This window comes from Nocardia sp. NPDC006630 (assembly GCF_040611495.1).
Lineage (GTDB): Bacteria > Actinomycetota > Actinomycetes > Mycobacteriales > Mycobacteriaceae > Nocardia.
The window spans coordinates 326,939-345,174 of sequence record NZ_JBEXOK010000011.1; the positions used below are offsets into that span (position 1 = coordinate 326,939).

General features: G+C 67.9%; 16 protein-coding genes. 2 read left to right on the forward strand and 14 right to left on the reverse strand.

Going from position 1 to position 18,236, the window contains the following annotated elements; genetic code table 11:
• Positions 1–36: 36 nt before the first annotated feature.
• A complete protein-coding gene (locus tag ABZX86_RS32050) occupies positions 37–1,425 on the reverse strand; it encodes a class II 3-deoxy-7-phosphoheptulonate synthase (protein ID WP_355128822.1) in 1,389 nt (462 codons plus the stop codon).
• Between the two features lie 213 nt (positions 1,426–1,638).
• On the opposite strand from ABZX86_RS32050, the gene ABZX86_RS32055 reads away from it, so the two are divergent.
• Entirely contained in the window at positions 1,639–2,136 is a 498-nt protein-coding gene (locus ABZX86_RS32055) for a polyadenylate-specific 3'-exoribonuclease AS (RefSeq protein ID WP_355128824.1), read from the forward strand.
• Positions 2,137–2,225: 89 nt separating this feature from the next.
• Here the strand turns inward: ABZX86_RS32055 and ABZX86_RS32060 are convergent, their stop codons facing one another.
• The 10 genes from ABZX86_RS32060 to ABZX86_RS32105 form a co-directional block, all read right to left on the reverse strand.
• A complete protein-coding gene (locus ABZX86_RS32060; protein WP_355128826.1) occupies positions 2,226–2,951 on the reverse strand; it encodes a lysophospholipid acyltransferase family protein in 726 nt (241 codons plus the stop codon).
• A 131-nt stretch (positions 2,952–3,082) separates the two neighbouring features.
• Positions 3,083–4,075, reverse strand: coding sequence for an ROK family protein (locus tag ABZX86_RS32065; RefSeq protein WP_297609056.1), 993 nt, complete (start codon positions 4,073–4,075; stop codon positions 3,083–3,085).
• Positions 4,072–5,094: a hypothetical protein gene (locus ABZX86_RS32070; RefSeq protein WP_355128828.1), complete on the reverse strand. Its 1,023-nt coding sequence runs from the start codon at positions 5,092–5,094 to the stop codon at positions 4,072–4,074. Before ABZX86_RS32070 ends, ABZX86_RS32065 begins: the two co-directional genes overlap by 4 nt.
• Complete coding sequence (locus ABZX86_RS32075) at positions 5,091–6,353, reverse strand: ArsA family ATPase (RefSeq protein ID WP_355128830.1); 1,263 nt, start codon at positions 6,351–6,353, stop codon at positions 5,091–5,093. The genes ABZX86_RS32070 and ABZX86_RS32075 overlap by 4 nt, the downstream gene beginning before the upstream one ends.
• Before the next feature lie 29 nt (positions 6,354–6,382).
• Positions 6,383–6,820 carry an SRPBCC family protein gene (locus ABZX86_RS32080; protein WP_327140990.1) on the reverse strand — a complete coding sequence of 146 codons (438 nt, stop codon included), beginning with the start codon at positions 6,818–6,820 and terminating at the stop codon, positions 6,383–6,385.
• 73 nt (positions 6,821–6,893) lie between these two features.
• Positions 6,894–7,283, reverse strand: coding sequence for a polyketide cyclase / dehydrase and lipid transport (locus tag ABZX86_RS32085; protein ID WP_355128832.1), 390 nt, complete (start codon positions 7,281–7,283; stop codon positions 6,894–6,896).
• Between the two features lie 327 nt (positions 7,284–7,610).
• A complete protein-coding gene (locus ABZX86_RS32090; RefSeq protein ID WP_355128834.1) occupies positions 7,611–8,774 on the reverse strand; it encodes a glycosyltransferase family 4 protein in 1,164 nt (387 codons plus the stop codon).
• Positions 8,775–8,852: 78 nt separating this feature from the next.
• Positions 8,853–9,857 carry a hypothetical protein gene (locus ABZX86_RS32095; RefSeq protein ID WP_355128836.1) on the reverse strand — a complete coding sequence of 335 codons (1,005 nt, stop codon included), beginning with the start codon at positions 9,855–9,857 and terminating at the stop codon, positions 8,853–8,855.
• Positions 9,858–9,876: 19 nt separating this feature from the next.
• The gene (locus tag ABZX86_RS32100; protein WP_355128838.1) at positions 9,877–10,902 is read right to left on the reverse strand and encodes an NlpC/P60 family protein; all 1,026 of its coding nucleotides are present in this window, start codon (positions 10,900–10,902) and stop codon (positions 9,877–9,879) included.
• Between the two features lie 211 nt (positions 10,903–11,113).
• Positions 11,114–11,710 carry a C40 family peptidase gene (locus tag ABZX86_RS32105; protein WP_355128840.1) on the reverse strand — a complete coding sequence of 199 codons (597 nt, stop codon included), beginning with the start codon at positions 11,708–11,710 and terminating at the stop codon, positions 11,114–11,116.
• Positions 11,711–12,319: 609 nt separating this feature from the next.
• On the opposite strand from ABZX86_RS32105, the gene ABZX86_RS32110 reads away from it, so the two are divergent.
• Positions 12,320–14,158: a DEDD exonuclease domain-containing protein gene (locus ABZX86_RS32110; protein WP_355128842.1), complete on the forward strand. Its 1,839-nt coding sequence runs from the start codon at positions 12,320–12,322 to the stop codon at positions 14,156–14,158.
• Positions 14,159–14,575: 417 nt separating this feature from the next.
• Here ABZX86_RS32110 and ABZX86_RS32115 read toward each other — a convergent pair whose 3' ends face one another.
• Genes ABZX86_RS32115 through ABZX86_RS32125 form a run of 3 tightly spaced genes read right to left on the reverse strand, consistent with a single transcriptional unit; the run spans position 14,576 to position 18,197 of the window.
• Positions 14,576–16,183, reverse strand: coding sequence for a cytochrome bc complex cytochrome b subunit (locus ABZX86_RS32115; protein WP_355128844.1), 1,608 nt, complete (start codon positions 16,181–16,183; stop codon positions 14,576–14,578).
• A complete protein-coding gene (locus tag ABZX86_RS32120; RefSeq protein ID WP_355128846.1) occupies positions 16,180–17,331 on the reverse strand; it encodes a ubiquinol-cytochrome c reductase iron-sulfur subunit in 1,152 nt (383 codons plus the stop codon). Before ABZX86_RS32120 ends, ABZX86_RS32115 begins: the two co-directional genes overlap by 4 nt.
• Positions 17,328–18,197 carry a cytochrome c gene (locus ABZX86_RS32125; RefSeq protein WP_327140999.1) on the reverse strand — a complete coding sequence of 290 codons (870 nt, stop codon included), beginning with the start codon at positions 18,195–18,197 and terminating at the stop codon, positions 17,328–17,330. Before ABZX86_RS32125 ends, ABZX86_RS32120 begins: the two co-directional genes overlap by 4 nt.
• Between the last annotated feature and the right edge of the window lie 39 nt (positions 18,198–18,236).

Consider the following 18,236-nt stretch of genomic DNA (forward strand, 5'->3'; position numbering starts at 1 on the left):
TGCTTTCGCAGTCCGGGCCCTTCGCGTTCGGTAGGTTCAGCGCAGCATCTCGGCGACGAGGAACGCCAGCTCGAGCGACTGCTGAGTGTTCAGTCGCGGATCGCACGCGGTCTCGTAGCGGTTCTCCAGATCCAGATCCGAGATGTCCTGTGCGCCACCGAGGCATTCGGTGACGTTCTCACCGGTGAGCTCGATGTGCAGGCCGCCCGGATGGGTGCCGAGCGCATGGTGCACCTCGAAGAAGCCCTGCACCTCATCGACAATGCGGTCGAAGTGCCGGGTCTTGTAGCCGTTCGAGGTCTCGTGCGTATTGCCGTGCATGGGATCGCACTGCCAGATCACCTGATGACCGGTGGCCTGCACCTTCTCGATGATCGCGGGCAGCACCTCGCGCACCTTGCTGTTGCCCATGCGCGCGACCAGGGTCAGGCGGCCGGGCTCATTGTTCGGGTCCAGGCGCTCCACGTATTCCACCGCCTGCTCGGGGGTGGTGGTGGGCCCGATCTTCAGGCCGATCGGATTGGCCAGCAGTTCGGCGAAGGCGATATGCGCGCCGTCGAGCTGACGGGTGCGCTCACCGATCCACAGGAAGTGCGCGGACAGATCGTAGAGCAGCGGTTCACCCGTGGTGGGGTGCTCGCTCAGCCGCAGCATGGCGCGCTCGTAATCGAGCACCAGCGCCTCGTGCGAGGCGTAGAGCCGTGCGGTCGACAGGTTCGGGTCGTTGACGCGACAGGCCTTCATGAACGACAGCGCACGGTCGATCTCGGTGGCGACGGTGTTGTAGCGGGCCCCGGCCGGGGACTGCGCGACGAACTCCCGATTCCACTCGTGCAGATTGTGCAGATCGGCGGTGCCCGCGGAGGTGAGCGCGCGCACCAGGTTCATGGCCGCCGACGCATTGGCGTAGGCCCGCACCAGACGGGACGGATCATGTTCGCGCACGGCCGGATCCGCGACCAGGGAGTTCACCATGTCACCGCGGTAGGAGATGAGGCCCAGCGCATCGGTATTGGACGAGCGCGGCTTGGCGTACTGGCCGGCGATGCGTGCCACCTTCACCACCGGCAGGCTCGCACCGTAGGTGAGCACCACGGCCATCTGCAGCAGCGTGCGGATATTGCCGCGGATATGCGGCTCGGTGTTGTCGGCGAAGGTCTCGGCGCAGTCGCCGCCCTGCATGAGGAAGGCCTCACCGCGGGCCACCTCGGCCAGGCGTAGCTTCAGTTCCTCGACCTCGGCGGGCACGCAGATGGGCGGCACGCTCTCGAGCACGGTGCGCATCTTGGCGGCCTGCTCGGGATCCCAGTCGGGCTGCTGCAGGGCGGTGCGGGACAGTGCGTCGTCGAGGCGTCGACGCAGCTCTGCGGGCAACGGCGGAAGTTCCGGCAAGCGATCGATCGGTACGTCGACGGTCCAGTTCACTCGTTCAGAATACGGATCGGTACAAACCGTGTGGACTACACCCAGGGCTGGAATCGCCGACACCGCGTGAACCCGATCTCACCCGGCCCTCCGGCCACCGCCGGACACGCGGAACATAGGCTGGACGCCCGGAGGATCCACCCGGATCGTCCCCCGACCACCGACGTCGACGGCGCAGTCCCGTGGCGGCGCACCGAGGAGAGACCGATCTCGTTGAGATATTTTTACGATTCGGAATTCATCGAGGACGGTTCGACCATCGATCTCGTCTCCATTGCGGTGGTGTGCGAGGACGGCCGCGAGTACTACGCGGTCTCAACGGAATTCGATGCCAGCAAGGCCGGGCCGTTCGTGCGCCGCAATGTGCTGCCGAAACTGCCGCCGCCCGCCTCCCCGCTGTGGCGCAGCCGCGAGAAGATTCGCGAGGACCTCTACCGCTTCTTCCTCCCCCGCCCCGGCATCGAACCGGAGCTGTGGGCCTGGGTCGGCGCCTACGACCACGTGGCCCTGTGCCAGCTGTGGGGTTCGATGGTCGATCTGCCCAATGCCCTGCCCCGCTACACCAATGAGCTTCGGCAGCACTGGGTTCAGCACGGCAGCCCGGCGCTGCCGCCGATTCCCAAGGATGCGCACGACGCGCTGGCGGACGCCCGGCACAATCTGGCGAAGTTCGAGGCCATCGAATCGCATCGGCGTATGCACGCCTCCTGATCACGGGCAGCGCCTCCTGATCACGGGCACAAATGACGCGGGCCCCGAGAGACAGTGTCTCTCGGGGCCCGCGTTTCGGCTGCGGTGACTCAGCCGGCCATGGTCTGGGGGATGCGATCGGCCTCGGGGCGGGCGTCCGCGGGGACGCTCTTCTTGAGGCTCGAGGCGTAGACGTCCACGTACTCCTGATCGCCCATCCGCATGAGCTCGTACATGATCTCGTCGGTGACGGCACGCTCGACGAAGCGGTTGCCGCCCATGCCCTCATAGCGCGAGAAGTCGATGGGCTTACCGAATTTCACGGTGACCTTGCGCGGACGCCAGCGGAACGGCCCGGGCGGGCAGACCCCGTCGGTGCCGATCAGCGCGACCGGGATGACCGGGACACCGGTCTCCAGCGCGAGGCGGGCCACACCGGTCTTGCCCTTGTACAGGCGGCCGTCCGGGGAGCGCGTGCCCTCCGGGTACAGGCCGACCAGGCGGCCTTCGCTGAGCAGCTTGCGCGCCGAATCGAGAGCGCCCTCGGCGGCGGTCGCACTGGAACGATCGATCGGGTACTGGCCGGCGCCGGAGAAGAAGAACTTCTGCAGGCGGCCCTTCAGGCCCGGAGTGGTGAAGTACTCGGCCTTGGCCAGGTACGTAATGCGACGCGGACTCGCCAGGGGGGTGAACAGCCAATCGGTGAACGAGAGGTGGTTACCGGCCAGAATTGCGGCGCCATCGGGTGGGATATTTTCCACGCCCTCGACCTTGGGCCGGTTGACGAGAGAGATAAAAGGCCCCACCAAGACGAACTTCAGCAGCCAGTAGAACATTGCGTCCTTTCCCCTGTTTCGATACCCGGGACCGGCCTCGTTGCGGGCACCACACTCACCAAGCCACCCTACCGCTGAGACCTGGTAGTGACCAACCGCACCCTGCCTGATGTGTCCGGTTCATCCAGGATTTACGTCGCAGGAACCGCATCTCGCGACGCTTCGAGCGCGGCACGCGCCAATTCCGCCGCGCCGATCATGCCCGCGGCCTCACCCAATTGCGCGGTCCGAATCCGCGCGAGCCGCCGATGCCGGGCGCCGGTGATGGAGGCCGCGTAATGCTCCCGGGCGGCATCGAGAAACAGTGGCGCCGAACTGCTCACGCCACCGGCCACCACGATCAGATCCGGATCGAACAGATCGCTGACAAAGGCCAGTCCGAGCCCGAGCCAGCGCGCGAAATCGGCCATGACCTCTTGAGCGAGGGGATCGCCGTCCTGTGCCGCGCCCGCCACCCGGCGACCGGTGAGCGAACCCGGATCGCGGCCCGCCTCCCGCGCCAGCACCGTGGAGCGCCCGGGATCGGTCGCCAGCATCTCCAGCGCGGTATCCACCAGAGCCGTACCGCTGCAATACCTTTCCCAGCACCCGCGCTTTCCGCAGGCACAGGCCCGGCCGTTGGGCACCACCGTCAGATGGCCCAGTTCCGGTGCGACGCCGTAACTGCCGCGATAGAGCTGGCCACCGGTCAGCAGTGCCGCGCCGATGCCGGTACCGATGGCCACCAGCACCACATTGCGCCCGCCCGCCGCCGCGCCGAACCGGTACTCGGCCCACAGCGCGGCATTGGCGTCGTGCTCCAGAATCACCGGCAGGCCCAGCCGATCGGTGAGCCGCTGCGCCACCGGCGCGTCCTCCCACGGCAGATGCGGGGCGAACCGCACCGTCGCGCGATCCTCGTCGACGAATCCGGCCACGGCCAGACCCACCGCGCCGATGGCGTGCCTGCCGCACAATTCGCGCACCACCCGCGCCAGGCCGTCCTCCAGGGACCGCGCCGACTGCGGTGTGGACGCGGTCACCGTATCGAGGACCTCGCCCGCACCGTCGACCACCGACGCGCGAATATTGGTGCCGCCCACATCGATTCCGACAGTCAACGGCACCTGTGCACCGCCCCTCATGCCTTGATGGTCACATTGATCGGCACGTACCCGGCTCGTGTCGCCCCCCGTCCGCTGCGGGCGGCCTGATCGCCACCGTCAGCGCCCGGTGGGCCACCGGCCCGCGTCGAGGCCTTGTCGCCCGGCCGCCGCGCGGTGCCCGGACCGCGGCCGAGCGGATCGGCCACCTCCGGACCAGATGCGGTGCCGTGCGCCTGCGCACCGGATTCGGCGTCAGTGCCGGGAGTTCCACCGGAACGACTGCTCGCGGGCGGCGCGCCACGACCGCTCGCGCCCTGCACACCGGCGCCGGCCCGGACATCCGCGCCGTACTGGGCACCGGCCCGGCCGCGCGCATCGGCGCTGCGCTGGGCGCCCGCCTCCGCGCCGGGAGCGGCACTGTCCGCAGCACCGCTGTGCCGGGCGTCTCCGGTATCCGCAGCGGCGGGTTCGCCCGCGGTACGGGCGCGGCGCTCGGCGGCGACACCCGCGGCCCCCGCGGCGAAGCGGGCGATCAGCCCGGCGAGTGCGACGCTCGGGCGAGTATGTCCGCCCGGCGCACCCGGACCGGGCGCATCGGACTCCGCAGCGGGATCGCCGGGATCACTCCTGGAGAAGTCCTCGGGCGCGTCCGGGCCGCCGGACGAATCGCCATGCCTGCCATGGGTATCGGAGTCGTGGCCGAACGAATCATGAAGCCAGGCTTGGTATTCCGGCGACTCCGGATCCAGATCCGGCGGCAGCACCGGTTCCACGGGCACCCCGGCGAGCGCCTCGCGCAGCACGGTCACAATGGCGGTGCCATGATCGGCGATGGCCGCGACCACATCGTGGTGCTCACCGCGCACCACCGCCGCGGCCGCGCACACCGGGCACCAGGCGCAGCTGGACCACTGGGTCCGGCCGTCCGCGGCGGTACGCCGCAGGACCGGTTCGACCCGCTCGAGCACGGCTTCGGCCAGCAGCCGCAGCTCCTCGGCGAATTCGCTGAAATTATCGTCCGGATGGCCGGCGCGCGGATGATCGTGCGGGGCGGTCATTTCGGCCAGACCTGCGGGTCGGGCCGGAATCTGATCACCAATTGGTCGCCGTCGAGTTCGGCGGCGTCGACCGTGCACCGCCGCAATACCGGCGCCAGTCGCAATCGGCGCCTGACCCCGTCCGCTCCCACGATCAAATCGTCCTCCACTCGTCCCAGCTGCAGGGTCGACGGATCGACCACGGGTAGATGCATACGCATGGCGAACACCGAATGCACGCCCGCGCCCGCCTCGAGCCGCACCACGGGCCCGGCTGAGACAGACAGCACACCATCCACATCTGTGCCAAGCATAGGGACAGGACCCGATCCGACCCAGTTACCACTCGCATCGACCGCGTAGGACAGTGCAGTCAATGCGCTCAGGCCCACCGGTTCGGCCCCGGCGTGCGCTACGACCTGCACCTGCACACCGCCCATGCGCTCACGAAGGTCGGCGACCACATCTGTTTGCTCGGCACGGCGGTTGAAGTACCACTGCACGGCGGGATGAATCGGACCGCCGTAATCGGGCGGCGGGACCTCGGCCAGGACCTTGTTCACGAGCACGGCGTCCAGGCGCAGGCCGAGCAGCGCGGCCGCCGAACGGACCCGGGCGGATTCGGCCACGGCGACCTGCTCGGCCGCGGTGACCAGGCGCGCACCGGTGCGCGCGCGATCGGCGATGAGGTCGCGGGCGGCGGTGACGGAGGCGACGATCTGCTCGACGGTCACCGCGAGGACCGCGCGGCGCAGATCGCCGCCCACCGCGGTCAGAGTGCGGGAATGCGCAGGCCAGACGCGCTCGAGATAACCGAGCAATGTGTCTGGGGCAGTGAGGATGCGGAGCATATCGGCCGAGGGCGGGCAATCGAGAATGATCACGTCCCACCGCGCGGTCTTGGCGAATTCGGTGATCTCGAGCAGCGCGAGGAGTTCCTGGACGCCGGGCAGACCGGTCAGCTCGGCGGGATCGAGCGCGCTCAGATCGACACCGTGATCATGCCCCGCGCCGGACAGCATGAGCAGTACCGTGCGGAAGCGATCCTCCAGCAGCGCAAGGGAATCCACCTCGATCACATCGAGGCCGGGTTGCACCGCCGCCACCCCGGGCACACTGCCGGGCTGATGCTGGAACCGGAATCCCAGCGCGTCACCGAGGGAATGCGCCTGATCGAGGGACGCCAGCAGCACCCGCTGCCCGGATCGCGCATAAGCGAGCGCGGTCGCGCATGCCAGCGTCGTCTTGCCTACCCCACCCTTGCCGACGAACAGTTCCACACGGGTGGGTCGTTCGGACCTGCTCGCGGTCAGCCTTCGACCCGTTTCTTGAGTTCTTTCAAGGCGGTGTCGGTGATGACCTTCTCCGCCTTGCGTTTGAACATGCCGATCATCGGGATGTTCAGATCGACCGTCAGCTCGTACACCACCTCGGTGGTGCCGTCGGGCTGCGCGATCAGCTCATAGGTGCCGTCCTGCGCCTTCTGCAGTTCACCGCTGGCCAGGGTCCAACTGACCGCGCGGCCGTCCGGACGCCAGGTGTAGCTCAGCGTGTAGGTGTCCTTGACAACGCCGGCATCGAGGACGAAGCGCGCGGTGCGGGCCCGGCCGTCGGGGTATTTGTCGAGCACCTCGACCGAGCGGGCCGCGGCGACCCATTCCGGATACGACTCCAGATCGGCGATGACGGCCATTACGCGATCCGAGGGGGCGTCGATCACGATCGACCGTTGAGTTCGATCGGCCATGGGTGACAACGCTTCCTTTCGAAGGGCTGAATACGTCTACTGCGGAATTCGTCTACTGCGGAGCGAACGATGTCTACTGTGCGGCGGCGGGCGCGACCCCGGCCTTGCGACCGGCTTCCAAGCGGGCCTTGACCTCGAAGGACATCTTCTTTCCGGCGACCCGGTGGGTGCGATTGACGGCCAGCAGATCACGCGCCGACAGGCCCTCGATACTGCGCGGCTCGGCGTGCATGAAGTAGTGCAGGATGACGCCGTCCAGCATGGGCTCCAGCCAGACCTCCATGGTGCCGGTCGCCGCGCCGCTCACCGTCCAGCGAATCCCCTTGTCGCCCCGGTCTTCCCGCACCTGCAATTGCAGGTCCGGCCACCAGCGGCGCCAGCGGGCACGATCTGCCAGCATCTCGCCCACGGCCACGCCGGGCGCGGCGACAAAGGTCTGGTCGGCAACCTGGATACTGCTCACGCGCAGAGCCTAACCCAGAGGATGCGTGCGTCCGATTTCGGCGGGGAGTACCGGGCGCCGCGCCCGTCCGGCATGGTCGTGGCCGGAATCCGGGCAACGGCCGCAGATCCCGGACATAAGCACACCGGGATGACAGGGACAGCGACGCCAGGACGAAGCGGGTGACGAGGTTCGGCCAACGGGCTCACGAGGTTGGACCAACGGGGTGACCGGGGTTCGGGCAACGGGGTGACCGGGGTTCGACCAACCAGGTGACCGGGGTTCGACCAACCAGGTGACCGAGGTTCGACCCAACCGGGCGACCTGGGTTGGGACGGCGGGGGCGACTCAGTTCAGACCGGCGGCGGGCATCGAATGCACTGGTGGATCCAGCAATTCGCGTAGGCGGGCGCCCATTCGATCCCAGCGCCACTGCTGCTGCACCCAGGCGCGCCCGGCCGCGCCCATGCGGGCGGCGGCATCGGGATCGGAAAGGATATCGACAATGGCGTCGGCAATGGAGTCGGTGGAGCGACCGTCGACCACGCGGCCGGTCTCGCCCTCGCGAACCGTCTCCGGCGCACCGCCCGAATTGCCCGCCACCACCGGAACACCGGTGGCGGAGGCCTCCAGGAACACAATGCCCAGACCCTCCACATCCAGGCCGAGACCGCGGGTGCGGCACGGCATGGCGAAGACATCGGCAATGGTGTGGTGCGCGGCCAGTTCCGCAGCGGGGACGCGGCCGGTGAACACCACATCGTCCGAAACGCCCAGGGCTTCCGCGAGAGCGTGCAGCTTCTCCTCGTAGGGGCCGCCGCCCGCGATGACCAGGACCGCGCCGTCGATGCGGTCGCGAATGTTCTTCATGGCCACAATGAGTGCGTCCTGCCCCTTGCGGGGAACCAGCCTCGACAGGCACAGAATGGTGGGCCGCTCGCCCAGGCCGTAGCGGGCGCGCAATTCCGCGCGGGCGGCCGGATCGGGCTTGAAGACCTCGGAGTCGACGGCGGGCGGCAGATATTCGAGCGCGGCGCGCGGTCCGAACGCCGCGGAGAACCGGCGGCGCGTGTACTTGCTGACATAGGTGATGACATCGGTGTTCTCGCCGATGGCCCGCAGCGCCTGCCGCGCACCGGGCAGCATGGACCAGCCGACCTCGTGCCCGTGTGTGGAGGCCACAATGCGCTCGGCGCCGGCCCGGCGCAGCACCGGTGACATGAGCGCCAGCGGCGCGGCCGCCCCGAACCACACCCGATCGCACTGCTCATCACGCATCAGCTTGCTCGCGCGGCGCGCCACCAGGGGGGTGGGCAGCATCAGGGTGGTGGGATGACGCACCACCTGAAAAGGCTGATCCGCATCGAACTTCCAGTGACTGTCGCCCTTCCAGCGCGGGGCGTAGACCACCAGTTCATCGGGGGGCAACTGCATGGCCAGCGCATGCACGTAGGACTGGATACCTCCCGGTCGTGGCGGGAAATCATTGGTAACCAGCAGCGTTCGCCCCATGCCCTCAACCTACTGCACCGGCGCGCGGCGCTCCCCCCAGCCTGAAACCTCGCACCCCTGCGGCATGCGTGTCGGAGATCAGGCGCCTTCGGCGGTTCGGGTGCTGATCCAGGAGTGCCAGCGCGCGAGGAAGTCCGGATAGGCGGTGGCCAGCGTGCCCCGGAAGATCGCCTCCACGGCGGCTTGATCCTTCGGCCCGCTCGCCAATTGCCGGTAGAGCGAGAGCAATTGGGGCTCACCGTACTGATCGGCAATGAAAGCGCAGGCGGACCAGGCCTGTTCGTAGGCGACGGCCGCATCGGCGCTGGCGGGTGCGAAGATCGCATCCGAGGGCAGATCCGCGGGGATATTGCCGGAGCGGGCGCGCGCGGTCAGCGTGGGCGCGATCTCGGCGACGGGAGTGTGCATCCCCCGATGCGCGGAGTATTCGGCGAAACCCTCGAGCATCCACAGCGGGGAACCATCGACCGTCACCGCGCGGGTGGCCACATGGGTGAGCTCGTGCCGCAGCACCGAGCGCAGCCCGTCGGCCCCGAGCCGGCCGGCGGCCTCCGGGCCGAAAACCACACGCTGACCGGTGGGCGCGGTACCCGGGCGAAAGACATCGGACACCGTGGAGGCCGCCACGGAGGCGGGCACGTCACCGGTGGCATGGGTGAGCGCCGCGAATTCGGCTGGGCTGGAAGCGACTACGACGACCGGGGCCTGGGACCAGTCCGAACCCCAGAGCGAACTGACCGCGACCGTCGCCGCCGCGAGCTCACCGGAGAGCACATCCATATCGCCGCTGTGCGCCGGATGACCGAGTACCACCCCGACCTTGCCGGACCCGGTTGTCACCGGTGCGGCGATCACACTGCCGTAGGAGTCCATGATCCGCTTCACCCCCGGCACCTGCGGATCCGATGCCACCAGGGTGTCGGCGCCCGGAACCACCGCGCGCAGCTTGGGGAGCACCGAATTGGGCAGCATGAGCAGCGCGCCGCAGGCCGCGGTCAATCCGGTCACCATCACCAGGGTCAGGCAGAACTGGAAACGGCGCTTGGCCGACAGCCAGCCGCGAACCTGCCGCAGTGCGCTCATAACCACCTCGGGGTGAGTGTCAGAACCGGCGCGCCGAATGGAATGGCGAGGATCCCATCGGCGCCACCGCTACCGGGACACCGAATGTGGAGGCGTGCAGCATCAGGCCGTTGCCCGCGTAGATGCCGACATGCGAGATATCAGAGTAGAAGAAGACGACGTCGCCGGGCTGCAGGTCCTTCTCGTCGACGGGCGTGCCGTACGTGGACTGCTGCTGACTGGTGCGCGGGACATCCTTGCCGACCTGATGGAACGCCCACTGCACGAGTCCGGAGCAGTCGAACTGCTCGGGACCGGTTGCGCCCCATACATAAGGAAAGCCGATGCGGGTGAGCCCGGCGGCGAGCGCACTGGTGCCACTGCCGGGAACGAGCCCGCGCAGCAGGCTGTCCCGATCGAATCCGGGCGGGAACGCGGATCCGGCGAGCGCGGAGCGATCGCTGGCCGAGAGCTGACCCCAGGCGGCGATGACGCTCGCCATGGAACCCTGCAGCGATGCCCGCTTGGTCTCGAGGTCGGTGCGTACGGCATCGGCCTGGGCGCTGGCGGCGCGCGCGATATCGGCGGCGCTGCGGGCGGCGGTTTCGGCGACCTTGGCCGCATCGCTGACCTTCTGGAATTGGCCCAGTTGATCATTCGTGCGCGCGCCGACCAGATCCACAATGGACATCTGGTCCAGAAGTTGCTGCGGCGAACTGCTGACGAGCATGGCCGTGAGCCGGTTGGTGCGACTGCCGAGCAGGGCCGAACTGGCGGCGCGGTCGATCACCGGCTGATAGCTCTGGATCTCGATCCGCGCGGCGTTCAGGGCGCCCTCGGCGATATCGGCCTTGGCATCGGCGGCATCGGCGGCCGCGACCTTGGCGTCGAGATCGGACTGTGCGTTCAGCGCCTGCTGATTGAGCTGTTCGGACTGATGCGACAGGTCGATCAGGCGCTGCACCGCTTCCCCGGCCGATGCCGGTGCAGCGACCGGATCGGCCGTCGCGGGTCCTACGCCGCAGGTACAGACCAGGAGTGCGCCCGCCGTGAGCGTCGCACCCACCAGTTGCTTCGTTCTGAGAATCGTCGTGCTCTGATTCCGCTGCTGCACTGCCACCGTCGGCCGTTTCCCGTTCTCTTACCCCGAGCTGGAAAGGAAGGTCTCGATAAGGTTACGAAACGGCGACCGCTCGTGTCCAGCAGGCCACGAATTCATTACGGTCGCCGTCTCGCGCGCAGGTCGGTGACCTGCGGTTGTATCGCTCAGATCCGTTTCAGATTCGTCGGGCGCCCGCGAACGGCATCGAGGAGATCGGCGCGACCTTGACCGGCTGGCCGGCGGTGGAGGCGTGCACGACATTGCCGTCGCCGACGTAGATGCCGGAGTGGCTGCCGCCGTAGAAGGACACCACGTCGCCGGGCTGCAGGTCGCCCTCGGAGATCGGGGCGCCGGTATTGAGCTGCTCGTAGCTGGTGCGCGGCACATCGATTCCGGCCTGCGCGTACGACCACTGCACCAGACCGGAGCAGTCGAAGGCGTCCGGGCCGGTGGCGCCGTACACGTACGGGTCGCCGATGCGGCTCATGGCGGCGTCCACGACCTGCTGACGCGGGTTGGCCTGCGGGGCGGCGGGGGCGGGCACACCCGGGAGCACAACGCCGGGGATGGGCGGCAGCTGCACCGGGATGGACTCCGGAACGCCGGGAATGCCGGCGGGAAGCTGAATCTGGTCCGGCACGTCGAAGTTGCCGATACCGGGAATGGACACCGGCTGCGCCGATGCGGGAGTGGCGGGCAGCAGCAGCGCACTCAGCGTGGCAGCGCCGACGGCACCGGCCGTGAGGGCCCGCTTGACGGTCTTGGTCGCCATGGTGAGGTACTTCCAATCTGCCCCGCGACGCCGCACCGGTTTGGTGGGTCGGACTCCGCGAGGTCTCAGGAAGATTACGAGCCGATAACGGTGCTTTGTAAAGTCCGGCCCAACGGCGGATGGCTCGAAATTGTTACGCGGCAGCATTTCGCTGCGACGAATGTCACAGCAATCACGAAACGATAACAGCGCCGCTTTTGCCGGGAGCGTCCGGATAGCTACCGGCCAGTAGGAAGCAGCCGAGCACAGCCCCCTCTTCCAGGGGCGATTCGATATAACACCAGTTCAGAGGCGCCTTGTCCGACCAGGCCCTGACCGGCGGACTTGCATTTGGCCACAAGGTGACACCTACTTCGGCAGCACGCCCGAGATGGCGACCGGAGATGATCTTGTCCGTCGTCCGAATTGATCCACTTTATGAATCAATGTGACCCTGACCACATTTTGACATATTCGTGCAATTCGGGGATTTCATCTCGAGAATCTCGATCAGATCTCGGTCCATTCTTCCTCGAATCGCGGCGCTACCCGTTGCGCGACACGCCCCCGATTCACCCGGCGGCCCGGGAGTGGCCCAACCTGTCGGACCCACGCTCTACGCTGCGGATCGTGTCCGGACAGCTGGCCTTCGATGAGCTCGAAACACCGCTCTATGACACGACGTTCGTGGTGGTCGACCTGGAAACCACCGGGACCAGCCCCGAGGGCGACGCGATCACCGAGATCGGGGCGGTGAAGATTCGCGGTGGGGAGGTCCTGGGCGAGTTCGCCACGCTGGTGAACCCCGGCTACGCGATTCCGCCGCAGATCGTGCAGATCACCGGGATCACCACCGCGATGGTGGTGGATGCGCCGCGCATCGAATCGGTGCTGCCCGGATTCCTGGAGTTCGCGCGCGGGACCGTCCTGGTCGCGCACAATGCCCGCTTCGATACCGGGTTCCTGCGCGCGGCGGCGGCCCGCAGCGATATCCCCTGGCCCGCCTTCCAGGTGCTGTGCACGGTGCAGCTGGCCCGGCGGGTGCTCGGGCGCGATGAAGCGCCCTCGGTGCGGCTCTCACTGCTCGCGGAACTGCTCGGGGCGCAGACCCGGCCGACCCACCGCGCGCTGGACGATGCGCGCGCCACCGTGGATGTGCTGCACGCGCTCATCGCCCGCGTCGGCAATCAGGGCGTGCACAGCCTCACCGAGCTGCTCGACTATCTGCCGGAGGTGACGCGCCGCCAGCGTTCCAAACGGACACTCGCCACGGATCTTCCGGCCACCCCCGGCGTGTATCTCTTCCGTGGCCCGTCGGATGAAGTCCTCTATATAGGAACCGCGGTGAATCTTCGCCGCCGTGTCCGCAACTACTTCACCGGTTCCGACACCCGTCCGCGGATGCGCGAGATGGTCCAATTGGCCACGCGCGTCGATCATGTCGAGTGCGCGCACGGTCTGGAGGCGGGTGTGCGCGAGCTCCGCCTGCTGCTCGCGCACACCCCGCCCTACAACCGCCGGTCCAAATTCCCGCAGCGCGCCTGGTGGCTCACCCTGACCGAGGAGCCCTTCCCCCGCTTCGCCGTCTCCCGCACTCCCACCCGGGATGCCCTGGGCCCGTTCACCTCCCGCGCCGGCGCGGTCGAGGTCGGCGTCACCGTCGCGGAGAATTCCCGCCTGCGCACCTGCACCGCCCGCATCCCGCGCTCGGGCCACCACGATTGCCCGCCCGCCGTTGTCGGCGGCTGCCCCGCGACCGCCGAAAACAGACCCCTATATATAGAGGAGTACGCGCAAGCCCCCGAGGCGGTGCGCGCACTCTTCTCCGGCCGCAGCGACGACATCCTGCACGCGATCGAGTCGAAGATCGAAACCCACTCCGCCGCAGAGCATTTCGAAGCCGCCGCCCGCCTCCGCGACCGCACCGTCACCGTGGTCCGAGCCCTCCGCCGCACCCAGCGCCTGGCCGCCCTCACCCGCATCCCCGAACTGATCGCCGCCCACCCCGACGGCGCCGGCGGCTGGCAATTCGCCGTCATCCGCCACGGCCGCCTGGCCTCCGCCGGCAACGCCCCCCGCGGCGTCTCCCCCATGCTCACCGTCGACCACCTCGCCGCCGCCGCCGAAACCGTCATCCCACCCCGCCTGAATCCCCCACCCCGAACCCGCACCCCCACGCCAACTCCCGGCACCCCACCAGCGGCCGACCTGGATGCCGAAGCGACCACCACTCCGGTCGCCTCCGACGACCCCGCCTATCCCCCGCTACACGGCGCCCTCCCCGAGGAAGCCGGCCTCCTCGTCCGCTGGCTGGAACAACCCGGCACCCGCATAGTCCGCACCACCGACGGCTACCACGAGCCCCGCCTCGGCGCAGGCGCCTGGCTCGCCTGGATGGAGCGCGCCGAAGCCGCCGCATGCCTCGCGACTACCGAAGCACGATCGCCAGATACACCTCACCGAGAGTGACGGCATAAGCAGCCAGGAAGCACCGGCCGGCCAACTCGAACCCACCCGCGCGGCCCGTGTGCACGTCCCATCAACCGCAGCAGCGGAATGATCACGTCCTGGCCATCGGTGTCCAGCCGGGTGCGCAACGCCGCGACGAGCAGCGCGTCGGCAGCCGCCAAGCACGGCCAAACTCCCGGCGGCGCAAAATTATCCGGCGACGACAAGCGGCACCAGCAGCACCGGAAACGAGCGCAGCCTCCGCATCCGGATACGTCAGTCCTGCCGCCCATCGCGAGAATAGGTCGGCCGGGCCTCCGAATACCGCTGCATACCAGGCGCTTCGGCCGAGCGGCCACGCCGCGTTTCATTGCCCCGGGAACGGGGAAGGCCCCGAGTCGAATTCGACTCGGGGCCTTCCCTTTACAGCGGGGTGTCTCAGTGGCTGTCGTGCACGCCGCTGTCGACGTTCTCCTGATGGCTCGCGAGGGCCTTGAGCATCTCGTGCTCTTCCTTGTGCGCGTTCGCGACATTGTCCAGCTGCTGCTGGTGCGGGTCGGCGAACAGGAAGGAGCCGGTGCCGGGCTTGCCGGCGGAGCCGAGCTTGACCATCTTCTTGGGCACCGTGGCGCCCTGGTACTCCAGCGGAATGGCGTGGCCGTGCGAATCGACCGGTCCGAGCGGCTGGTGCACCTCGATGTACTCACCGTGCGGCAGGCGCTTGATGACACCGGTTTCGATGCCGTGCTCGAGCACGTCGCGGTCACTGCGCTGCAGGCCGAGGCACAGGCGGTAGGCCGCGAAGTACGCCAGCGGCGGCGCCACCAGCAGGCCGATGCGGAAGATCCACGTCGTCGCGTTCAGCGAGATGTTGAACTTCAGCGCGATGATGTCATTGACACACGCCAGGGTCAGCACCAGGTAGAAGGCGATGGACATGGCGCCGATGGCGGTACGAACCGGCACATCGCGCGGACGCTGCAGCAGGTTGTGGCGCACGGTGTCGCCGGTGAGCCGCTTCTCGATCCACGGGTACATGACCAGGACGGTGAAGACCAGGCCCATGATCAGCGCGACCCAGAACGCGGCCGGCACGGTGTGGCCCCAGAAGTAGAGCTCCCACGGCGGCATGAGACGCGCCATGCCGTCGGTCCACATCATGTAGAAGTCCGGCTGCGAACCCGCGGAGACCTGAGACGGGTTGTAGGGACCCAGGTTCCAGATCGGGTTGATCTGGAACACGCCCGCCATGATCGCGACGATGCCGAGGGTGAAGGCGAAGAACGCGCCCTGGTCCGCGGCGAACACCGGCACGATGCGCGCGCCGACGACATTGGTTTCCTTGCGGCCCGGCCCGGGGAACTGCGTGTGCTTCTGGTACCAGACCAGCGCGACGTGCGCCGCGATGAGCGCCAGCAGAATGCCCGGGATCAGCAGCACGTGCGCGATGTACAGGCGCGGGATGATGATGTCGCCCGGGAAGTCGCCGCCGAAGATCAGCCAGTGCATCCAGGTGCCGATGACCGGAACACCCATGGTGATGCCACCGAACGCCGCGCGCAGACCGGTTCCGGAGAGCAGGTCGTCGGGAAGCGAGTAGCCGAAGAAGCCTTCGAACATGGCCAGGATGAGCAGCAGCGAGCCGATGACCCAGTTGGCCTCACGCGGCTTGCGGAAAGCGCCGGTGAAGAAGATGCGGAACAGGTGGATGATGATCGACGCCGCGAACAGCAGCGCCGCCCAGTGGTGCACCTGGCGCACGAACAGACCGCCGCGCACCTCGAAGGAGATGTTCAGCGCGGTCTCGTAGGCCCGCGACATGGAGACACCGCGCAACGGCTGGTAAGAGCCGTTGTAGACGGTCTCGCTCATGGACGGGTCGAAGTACAGCGTCAGGTAGATACCCGACAGCAGCAGGATGATGAAGGCGTACAGCGCGATCTCACCGAGCAGGAACGACCAGTGGGTCGGGAAGACCTTGTTGATCGATCGCTTTACGAACGCGGCAGCGTGGTACCGCTCGTCGAGTTCATCAACTTGGCTCATGAACGACGCTCCCAGTAGGCCGGTCCGAGGGGCTCGATGAAGTCGTGCGCGGCGACCAGGTAGCCCTCGGAGTTGACGGTGATCGCCAGCTGCGGCAGCGCGCGGGCGGCGGGACCGAAGATCGGCTTACCCCATTCGACCGCAGAGAACTGCGACTGGTGGCAGGGGCACAGGATCTTGTTGTCCTGCTGCTCGAAAAGCGAGGTGGGGCAACCGAGGTGGGTGCAGATCTTCGAGTAGGCCCAGTAGTCGCCGTAGTTGAAGCTTTCCTGGCCCTTGCGCTTGATGGCGGACTCGGAGTCCTTGGTGCGCAGGCGAATCAGCATGACCGCGTTGCGGATTCCACGCAGCGACTGCAGCGTCTCCTCCTCGTCGCCACGCCATTCTTCCTTCCAGGGGAAGACGGTTTCCATGGCGCCGGCGTCGAGATCCTCCGGCTTCACCAGCACGATGTCGCTGGGGCGGCCGGTGTCGCGGCGCAGGTAGACGGTCTGGCCCGGGTAGTCCGGGGTCCAGCCGGAGACCCACAGCGGCGACTTGTCGCCCTTGGCCCACGGGTTCTTGATCATGCCGCCGGCGAAGACGAACAGCGCGCCGATGCCGAGCAGGCCCGCGCCCGCACCCGCGGTGCGGGTGATGAGCTTGCGGCGGCCGAGCGTGGAGGTTTCCACCGCGTCGGACAGCTGCGCGCCCAGGGTGCGGCGGTTGACCTCGGAGGAGCGGCCGTCGTGGCGGTCCTGGATCGAGATCTCGGCCGGGATGAACTTCTTGCGGATGAGCACCACGGCCACGCCGATGGCCAGCACCGAGATGCCCAGGGTGAGGCCGTACAGCGGGGTGGTCAGCGTGTAGGCGGCATTGCCGTCTTCGCCGCGGCCCTTGTACTGCCAGGGCCAGAAGAGGAATACGCCGATGAGCGCGGCCGCCGCGATGCCGGAGATGGCGAACCACAGCGCCACCTGGCGCTCGGCGCGCTTCTCGGCGCGGGTGCCGGGGACGGGCCAGCGCGGTGCGCGGTAGGCCACGTCGACGCCGTCGAGCTTGGTACCGAGTTCGACGAGCTCGTCACGCGACATCGCGTCGAGCTGCTCATCCGTCGGTTCCCCGGTGGGGTTGTCCCCCATGCTGTTTCGCTCCTGTTCGCTCATGATCGGGATCCGATCCACATCGCCGATCCGACCAGCGCCACGATGCCGACGATCCACATGACCAGACCCTCGGTCGCGGGACCGAAGCCGCCGAGGCCGTATCCGGCCTCCGACGGGGTCCGCATGCGATCGGTGATGTACCCGACGATGTCCTTCTTCTCCTCCGGCGTCAGCTGCCGGTCGGAGAACTTGGGCATGTTCTGCGGGCCGGTGAGCATGGCCAGGTAGATCTGCTGATTGGTCGCCTTGTCCAGCGGCGGCGCGAACTTACCGGAGGACAGCGCGCCGCCCTTGCCGGTGAAGTTGTGGCAGGAGGCGCAGTTCATGCGGAAGAGCTCGCCACCGCGGCCGAGATCGGCTCCGGCGGTGAGGGAATCCTGTGCGACCTCGCCGTTGGCGTCGCGCACCACGGTCGGACCGCCGCCATTGGCCTGGATGTAGGCGCCGAGGGCGTCGGTCTGGTGTGCGTCGAACTTCTCGGGCTTGCGCACGATCTGCGCTTCGTTGCGGGCCGCTGGCATACGTCCGGAGGAGACCTGGAAGTACACCGCTGCCTCGCCGACGCCGATCAGGGCGGGGCCGCGATCCTGGACACCCTGCAGATTGGCACCGTGACAGGTGACGCAGGAGGTGTCGTAGATCTGCTTGCCCTCGCGGATCAGCGCGGACTGGTCTTCGTTCGCCGTGGCGACCTGAGCCGTCGGCGTCAGGGCCGATGCCGCGAAGCCGGCTCCGACGAGGCCCATCAGAAGAACCAGACCGCCGGCGATACGCCGGCGCAAGCGGCGCTGCTTACGCGTCTTGGTGGCCTCGCCCGAACCCGATGCGAGGCTCGGATCTGGCGCTGACGGGGGAGATGAACTCATCTGTGTCCCTTTGGAGTAGACGGAACCGACTTGTACAGA

Excerpts from the sequence above, each read along its gene's own strand:
- ABZX86_RS32060 (WP_355128826.1), bottom strand. The coding sequence starts at position 2,951 with ATGTTCTACTGGCTGCTGAAGTTCGTCTTGGTGGGGCCTTTTATCTCT.
- ABZX86_RS32065 (WP_297609056.1), bottom strand. The coding sequence starts at position 4,075 with ATGAGGGGCGGTGCACAGGTGCCGTTGACTGTCGGAATCGATGTGGGC.
- ABZX86_RS32070 (WP_355128828.1), bottom strand. The coding sequence starts at position 5,094 with ATGACCGCCCCGCACGATCATCCGCGCGCCGGCCATCCGGACGATAAT.
- ABZX86_RS32080 (WP_327140990.1), bottom strand. The coding sequence starts at position 6,820 with ATGGCCGATCGAACTCAACGGTCGATCGTGATCGACGCCCCCTCGGAT.
- ABZX86_RS32090 (WP_355128834.1), bottom strand. The coding sequence starts at position 8,774 with ATGGGGCGAACGCTGCTGGTTACCAATGATTTCCCGCCACGACCGGGA.
- ABZX86_RS32095 (WP_355128836.1), bottom strand. The coding sequence starts at position 9,857 with ATGAGCGCACTGCGGCAGGTTCGCGGCTGGCTGTCGGCCAAGCGCCGT.
- ABZX86_RS32105 (WP_355128840.1), bottom strand. The coding sequence starts at position 11,710 with ATGGCGACCAAGACCGTCAAGCGGGCCCTCACGGCCGGTGCCGTCGGC.
- ABZX86_RS32115 (WP_355128844.1), bottom strand. The coding sequence starts at position 16,183 with ATGAGCCAAGTTGATGAACTCGACGAGCGGTACCACGCTGCCGCGTTC.
- ABZX86_RS32120 (WP_355128846.1), bottom strand. The coding sequence starts at position 17,331 with ATGAGCGAACAGGAGCGAAACAGCATGGGGGACAACCCCACCGGGGAA.
- ABZX86_RS32125 (WP_327140999.1), bottom strand. The coding sequence starts at position 18,197 with ATGAGTTCATCTCCCCCGTCAGCGCCAGATCCGAGCCTCGCATCGGGT.